Genomic DNA, 6,308 nt, shown 5'->3' with positions numbered 1-6,308 from the left:
CTCCCCTACCTCCCCTACTTCCCCTACTCCCGACATCCCCCGCGTTTCCGATGGGGTGATTTTTCGGGTGTTACAAGGACTACTTGTACTCGATGGGGAAAGACTTTCTTACCGTTCCTTAGATGTGGAACAAATCGGATCTGTGTATGAGGCGATTATGGGTTATGAGGTGCAAATGGCTACTAGCCCATCTATCGGGGTGTGGAGTAAACCCAAAAGTGCAAAAGCTTCTGTAACGGTGGTTGTAAGTGTTGATGATATTCTCAAAACCAAGGCAGGGGATAGGGTAAAGTATTTAAAAGAACAGGCTAACTGTGAAATTACTGGGAAATCCTTAACCGAGTTGAAAGGGGCAAAAACGGCTGAGGAAGTAGTAAATGCACTGGGGCGGAAAGTATCACCAAAAACACCGAGTTTAATGGCCGTGGGTAGCTTGTATTTGCAACCAGGGGAAGAACGACGACGGAGTGGGTCACATTATACACCAAGGGCGTTAACAGCACCCATAGTTACAGAAACATTAAGACCGGTATTTGAGAACTTGGGAGAAAACCCCACATCTGAAGACATTTTAAATCTAAAAGTCTGTGATTTAGCCATGGGTTCGGGGGCGTTTTTGGTAGAAGTTTGTCGTCAGATAGCGGAAAAGGTGGTAGAAGCGTGGGAAAAACAGGGAAATACTCCGGTTATTCCTGGGGATGAGGATGTGTTATTGTTTGCGCGGCGGGTTGTAGCACAACGTTGTTTATATGGTGTGGATAAAAATCCGTTTGCTGTGAATTTGGCGAAGTTGTCTTTGTGGTTGGCAACCTTAGCGAAAAATCATACCTTTACATTTTTAGATCATGCGTTGAAATGGGGTGACTCTTTGGTGGGGTTGACACGGGAACAGATTAAAAATTTTAGTTGGATAGCGGATACTACCTATACAGATGAAAGTTTATCTTTACCATTAGCAATTGATAATGTGAAAAATTATAGAAATGAGATTGTTAATTTTGGTGATGATGAATATGGAAAGAAACGGGAAAAATACGAAGATGTGGAAAAAGAATTAGAGGAAACCAGGGTTAGAGGTGACTTAGTTATTGCGGCGTTTTTTGCAGCAGAAAAAGATAAAGCAAGGAAGGATGAGTTAGATAAATTTCGGTTAATGTTTGGCAAGGTAGGGGCGAAGCATTCGGACAAAAATATTGAGGAAAAATCAAGAATTTCTCATCCGAATGCTTCGCCCGTAAAGGAGTCGGTAGAAGCAAACCCCCCGTGGTTGCCCCAACAGGAGAAAGAAGAAATTATCAATATATGTAATAATTTAAAATCTGGGGAAAAACCTGTTCCTGTTTTTAATTGGGAAATTGAATTTCCAGAGGTATTTGATAATCAAAATCCCGGTTTTGATGCAATTATTGGAAATCCACCTTTTTTGGGTGGTAGTAAAATTTCTTCTAATTTTGGTAATGGTTATTTAGATTGGTTGAAAGTTGTCAATCATGAATCTGGAGGTCAAGGTGATTTAGTGGCACATTTTTTTAGAAGGGCGTTTGATTTATTACGTAAAAATGGCACTTTTGGCTTAATTGCTACTAACACCATCGCCCAGGGAGATACTCGCAGCACGGGTTTGAGATATATTTGTGAACATGAGGGAATTATTTATAATGCCCAAAAACGGTTAAAGTGGCCGGGTTTAGCTGCGGTGGTGGTTAGCGTCGTTCACTGTTTTAAGGGTGAGTATGTGGGGGAAAAGTTGTTAGATAATAAGCAAGTTGATTTAATTTCGGCGTTCTTATTTCATGCGGGGGGAAATAAAGACCCTGAGAAGTTATTAGCAAATGCGGATAAGAGTTTTCAAGGTAGTATTGTTTTAGGAATGGGTTTCACTTTTGATGATGATAACCCGGAAGCTACACCGATAGCAGAAATGCAAAGGTTAATTACAGAAAATCCCCAAAATGCAGAAAGAATTTTTCCTTATATTGGAGGTGAGGAAGTTAATTCTAGTCCTACTCATGCACATCGGAGATATGTGATTAATTTTGGGGAAATGAGTGAGGAGGAAGCGAGGGAATATCCTGATTTAATTAATATTTTAGAGGAGAAAGTTAAACCGGAAAGATTAAAAAAGGATGGTAAAAAATATCCAAGAATGGTTTATGAGTGGTGGAAATTTTGGAATAATAGAGTTGACCTAAATCAAGCAATATCACAATTAAATCGTGTTTTGGTTATTTCTCGTCATCAACCACATTGGTGTACAGCATTCATGGAAGCTAATATAGTTTTTTCTGAAGCGTTGGTAGTATTTGCAAATGATAAAAACTCATTTTTCTGTATATTACAATCTCGCATCCATGAAATATGGACAAGATTTTTTGGTTCATCATTAGAAGATAGACTGCGTTACACACCATCAGACTGTTTTGAAACCTTCCCCTTTCCCGAAAACTGGGAAAACAACCCCATATTAGAACAAGCGGGAAAAACCTATTATGAATACCGTGCGGAGTTGATGGTAAAAAATAACCAAGGACTGACAGAAACCTACAACCGTTTTCATGACCCCGACGAATACGACCCCGACATTATTAAACTCAGAGAACTACACACCGCAATGGATAAAGAGGTTCTCAACGCTTACGGATGGGGTGACATTTCCACAGAATGCGAATTTTTATTAGACTACGAAGAAGAAGACCTCACCCCTGATATCTCTCCTACCAAGAGAGGAGAAAGAAGTAAGAAAAAACCTTGGAGATATCGTTGGCCAGAGTCAACCCATGATGAAGTTTTAGCGAAATTATTGGAACTCAACCAAAAACGCTATGAGTCAGAAATATTAGGAGGAAAAGTTGCAGAAGGGAAGAAAAAAGGGAAGAGTGATAAAAAGAAGACGGTGAAAAATACCAAAACCACAAATAATGAGTTACCGTTATTTAATATTGACTGATGATTGGTGATTGGTGATTGGGATATAAATAGGGGATGCTGAATAAATGTAGAACCTAGATAAATCAAGGGATCAAGGATGATGAAAATTAAAATTGCGCCTGGTTTTAGGTGCTATGATCCTAAAAAAGCTTGCACTTTGTGATAGCGAAGCGTGGCCTAGCACCTGTCACCTGTCACCTGTCATCACGACAAGACTTTCTCAGCAAACCCTATTTAAACCTATGAATTATAGCCCTTCGGCGATAGCGAAGCAATGCTGCAAGCAGTTCGCTATTCAACCACCATTAACCCCAATTTTCTTAATCTTCATGTATTACAAAGCGAAGTGCGGAATGTGGGTTATATGTATCAGGAGCAACAGGAAGAAACAGGAAGCAGAATTAAAGCTTTTTTATCAGCTTGGGCAACATCTTTAAACCGCCCTTTAGTATTATTTATAGATGAAATTGATTCTTTACAAGATCAAACATTAATTTCTATTTTACGACAATTAAGAGATGGTTTTCCTAACCGTCCAGAAAATTTTCCCTCATCAGTAGGTTTAATTGGTTTACGAGATGTGCGAGATTATAAAGTAGCATCGGGAGGTAGTGACAGATTAAATACTTCTAGTCCTTTTAATATAACAGTTGCTTCTCTGACTATGAGAAATTTTAATCTTGCAGAAGTAGGAGAATTATATCAACAACATACAGCAGCAACAGGACAAATTTTCACACCAGAAGCAATAGAAACAGCTTATGATTTAACCCAAGGACAACCTTGGTTAGTGAATGCTTTAGCTAAAGAAATTGTAGAAAAAATGGTAAAAGATAGAAATATTACTATTACAAAAGAACATATTTTAACAGCCAAGGAAATATTAATTAATCGTCAAGATACTCATTTAGATAGTTTAGCTGAACGATTAAGAGAAAAACGAGTTAAAAATATTATTGAACCCATTTTAGCAGGGCAAACATTACCTGACACTTTAGCAGATGATCGCCAATATTTAATAGATTTAGGATTATTAAGACGTGATCCCAGGGGAGGATTAGTTATTTCTAATCCCATATATCGGGAAGTAATTCCCCGTGTTTTAGTCCAAGGAACTCAGGATAGTTTACCTTTAATTAGTCCTAGTTGGTTGACTACAACAGGTGAATTAAATATAGATAGTTTATTGACTGCATTTCTCAAGTTTTGGCGACAACATGGAGAACCTTTATTAAGTAGTGCTGCTTACCATGAAATTGCCCCCCATATAGTATTAATGGCTTTTTTACATCGTGTAGTTAATGGTGGAGGAGTTTTAGAAAGGGAATATGCAATTGGTAGTGACAGAATGGATTTATGTTTGCGTTATAAAGATGTAATTTTAGGAATTGAATTGAAAGTGTGGCGGGATAAAAAACGCGATCCTCAAGGTGATGGAATTGAACAATTAGAATCTTATTTAGGGCGTTTGGGTTTAGATTTTGGTTGGTTATTTATCTTTGATAGGCAGAAAAATGCTTTACCTATGGAGGAGAGATTATCAACTGAGGTGGTGGTGACAGAAAATCAATATAGAATTACTGTGATTCGGGCTTGAGTGTTGGCAAAACTCACTGTTTTTAGCAGAAATAAATGGTTATCTGTGTTTATCTGCGTTCATCTGCGTTAAATTATATCCCAGTCCCCAGTCACCAAATTAAAATGTTGGGTTTCCTTACGTCAACCCAACCTACAGGATAAAATAATAATACCCCAATCACCAATCACTAACTAACAAGAGTTAAAAATATGCAAATTACCATTGAAATACCTGAAGAAATTGGACAAAAATTACAACAAAATTGGCATAACTTACCACAAAAAATATTAGAAGTATTAGCTATTGAATCTTATAAAAATGGCATGATCACAACTGCACAAATTCAAGAATTACTACATTTTTCTAGCCGATGGGAAACAGAAACATTCTTAAAAAATGCTCATGTTGATTTAGATTATACAGAAGCAGACTTAGCAGCAGATATGGAAACATTAAATCAGGTTTTATCATCATGATTGTAGTTGCAGATACTTCACCAATTTGTTATTTAATCATCATTGAACAAATTGATTTATTACCACAATTATTTGGTAAAGTCATGATTCCCAAAGCTGTTTACCAAGAACTACAAGCAACAGGAACACCGGAAAAGGTACAAAAATGGATCACAAATATTCCTGAATGGTTGGAAGTCGCTGCTGTTAACATTCCTGATGATAATATGTTAGTAAACTTACATCAGGGAGAAAAAGAAGCAATATTATTAGCCGAAAGAATCCAAGCTAATTTAATTATTATAGATGAAAAAGCCGCTCGTCAAATTGCCCAATCTAGAGGTTTAAAAATTACCGGATTATTGGGTATTTTAAATTTAGCAGCTAATCAGAATTTAATTGATTTGAAAACAACAATTACCGCATTACAAAAAACTAATTTTCGTGCTAGTTCTCACCTGCTACAATCTATGTTCAACCAGTCATGAAATTAAAATGTTGGGTTTCCTTGCGTCAACCCAACCTACAGAATAAAATAATTATATCCCAATCACCAGTCACCAGTCACCAGTCACCAAATTACTGATTTTGTTGTAACCAATTTTCTAGGTCTTGATATTGGTTAAAATCAAGTAATGCTTCTGCTAATTCTTCAATTTTTTCTAGTGATAATTGTTGAATTTTTTGGGTAACTTCGGGGTTAATATTTTTGAATCTTTTGATTAATAGTTTGATAACTAATAAACTTCCTTCTTCATTCTTACCCAGGGTTTTACCTTCTTGAACCGCTAAATCACGATCTTGCTGATAGTAGTTAACTAACCGTCTCATATTTACCTCTGTGATTGTTTTAGGGTTTCTAATTGCGATTCTGTCCATCAACACATAGAATAATTCTAGCGTTTTTCGTTTGAATTGTTCGTCAGTATCTAAAGATAGTAACTCATCAATTGCTTTTGATTGTACTTTTTCCCTTCCTAAAATTCTTAACCAGATAGTTTCGGGAGTTTCTGGTAATTGATGAATGACAACAATTCCCGCACGGAAATATTCAGCGATTTCATAAACTCCTTGACAAAATTTAGTTGATGGAATTGCACCAAAACTAAATTGATAACCAGGATTTTAGGATGTACGGGATGTGATTGATAATTGATAATGGATAATTGATAATTGATAATTGTTTGAATCAGGATAACCAGGATTTGAGGATGTACGGGATGTGATTGATAATTGATAATGGATAATTGATAATTGATAATTGTCTGAATCAGGATAACCAGGATTTGAGGATGTACGGGATGTGATTGATAATTGATAATGGATAATTGATAATTGATAATTGT

The 6,308-nt window shown here is 36.5% G+C and carries 6 protein-coding genes; 4 read left to right on the top strand and 2 right to left on the bottom strand.

What is annotated here, in order from left to right; genetic code table 11:
• From H5968_RS24300 to H5968_RS24285, 4 genes are all read left to right on the top strand, one after another.
• On the top strand, nucleotides 1-2,947 hold a 2,947-nt coding region (locus tag H5968_RS24300), incomplete at its 5' end, for a DNA methyltransferase (RefSeq protein ID WP_187041992.1).
• Between the two features lie 255 nt (nucleotides 2,948-3,202).
• Nucleotides 3,203-4,525, top strand: a complete 1,323-nt coding sequence (locus tag H5968_RS24295) for an ATP-binding protein (protein ID WP_255427241.1) — start codon at nucleotides 3,203-3,205, stop codon at nucleotides 4,523-4,525.
• A gap of 191 nt (nucleotides 4,526-4,716) precedes the next feature.
• Entirely contained in the window at nucleotides 4,717-4,983 is a 267-nt protein-coding gene (locus tag H5968_RS24290; protein ID WP_096572106.1) for a UPF0175 family protein, read from the top strand.
• The gene (locus tag H5968_RS24285; protein WP_187041991.1) at nucleotides 4,980-5,450 is read left to right on the top strand and encodes a DUF3368 domain-containing protein; all 471 of its coding nucleotides are present in this window, start codon (nucleotides 4,980-4,982) and stop codon (nucleotides 5,448-5,450) included. The genes H5968_RS24290 and H5968_RS24285 overlap by 4 nt, the downstream gene beginning before the upstream one ends.
• A 91-nt stretch (nucleotides 5,451-5,541) precedes the next feature.
• Here the strand turns inward: H5968_RS24285 and H5968_RS24280 are convergent, their stop codons facing one another.
• Both H5968_RS24280 and H5968_RS25300 read right to left on the bottom strand, forming a co-directional pair.
• Nucleotides 5,542-5,793, bottom strand: a complete 252-nt coding sequence (locus tag H5968_RS24280; RefSeq protein ID WP_187041990.1) for a DUF4351 domain-containing protein — start codon at nucleotides 5,791-5,793, stop codon at nucleotides 5,542-5,544.
• 294 nt (nucleotides 5,794-6,087) lie between these two features.
• A partial coding sequence (locus H5968_RS25300; protein ID WP_222620797.1) for a hypothetical protein occupies nucleotides 6,088-6,308 on the bottom strand: 221 nt, incomplete at its 5' end.

This window comes from Sphaerospermopsis sp. LEGE 00249 (genome assembly GCF_014299995.1).
Taxonomy (GTDB): Bacteria; Cyanobacteriota; Cyanobacteriia; order Cyanobacteriales; family Nostocaceae; genus Sphaerospermopsis; species Sphaerospermopsis kisseleviana.
The sequence above is the reverse complement of the archived record's forward strand: the minus strand, read 5'-3'. Positions and strand labels throughout refer to the sequence as shown.

Excerpts from the sequence above, each read along its gene's own strand:
- H5968_RS24295 (WP_255427241.1), top strand. The coding sequence starts at position 3,203 with ATGCTGCAAGCAGTTCGCTATTCAACCACCATTAACCCCAATTTTCTT.
- H5968_RS24280 (WP_187041990.1), bottom strand. The coding sequence starts at position 5,793 with ATGAGACGGTTAGTTAACTACTATCAGCAAGATCGTGATTTAGCGGTT.
- H5968_RS24285 (WP_187041991.1), top strand. The coding sequence starts at position 4,980 with ATGATTGTAGTTGCAGATACTTCACCAATTTGTTATTTAATCATCATT.
- H5968_RS24290 (WP_096572106.1), top strand. The coding sequence starts at position 4,717 with ATGCAAATTACCATTGAAATACCTGAAGAAATTGGACAAAAATTACAA.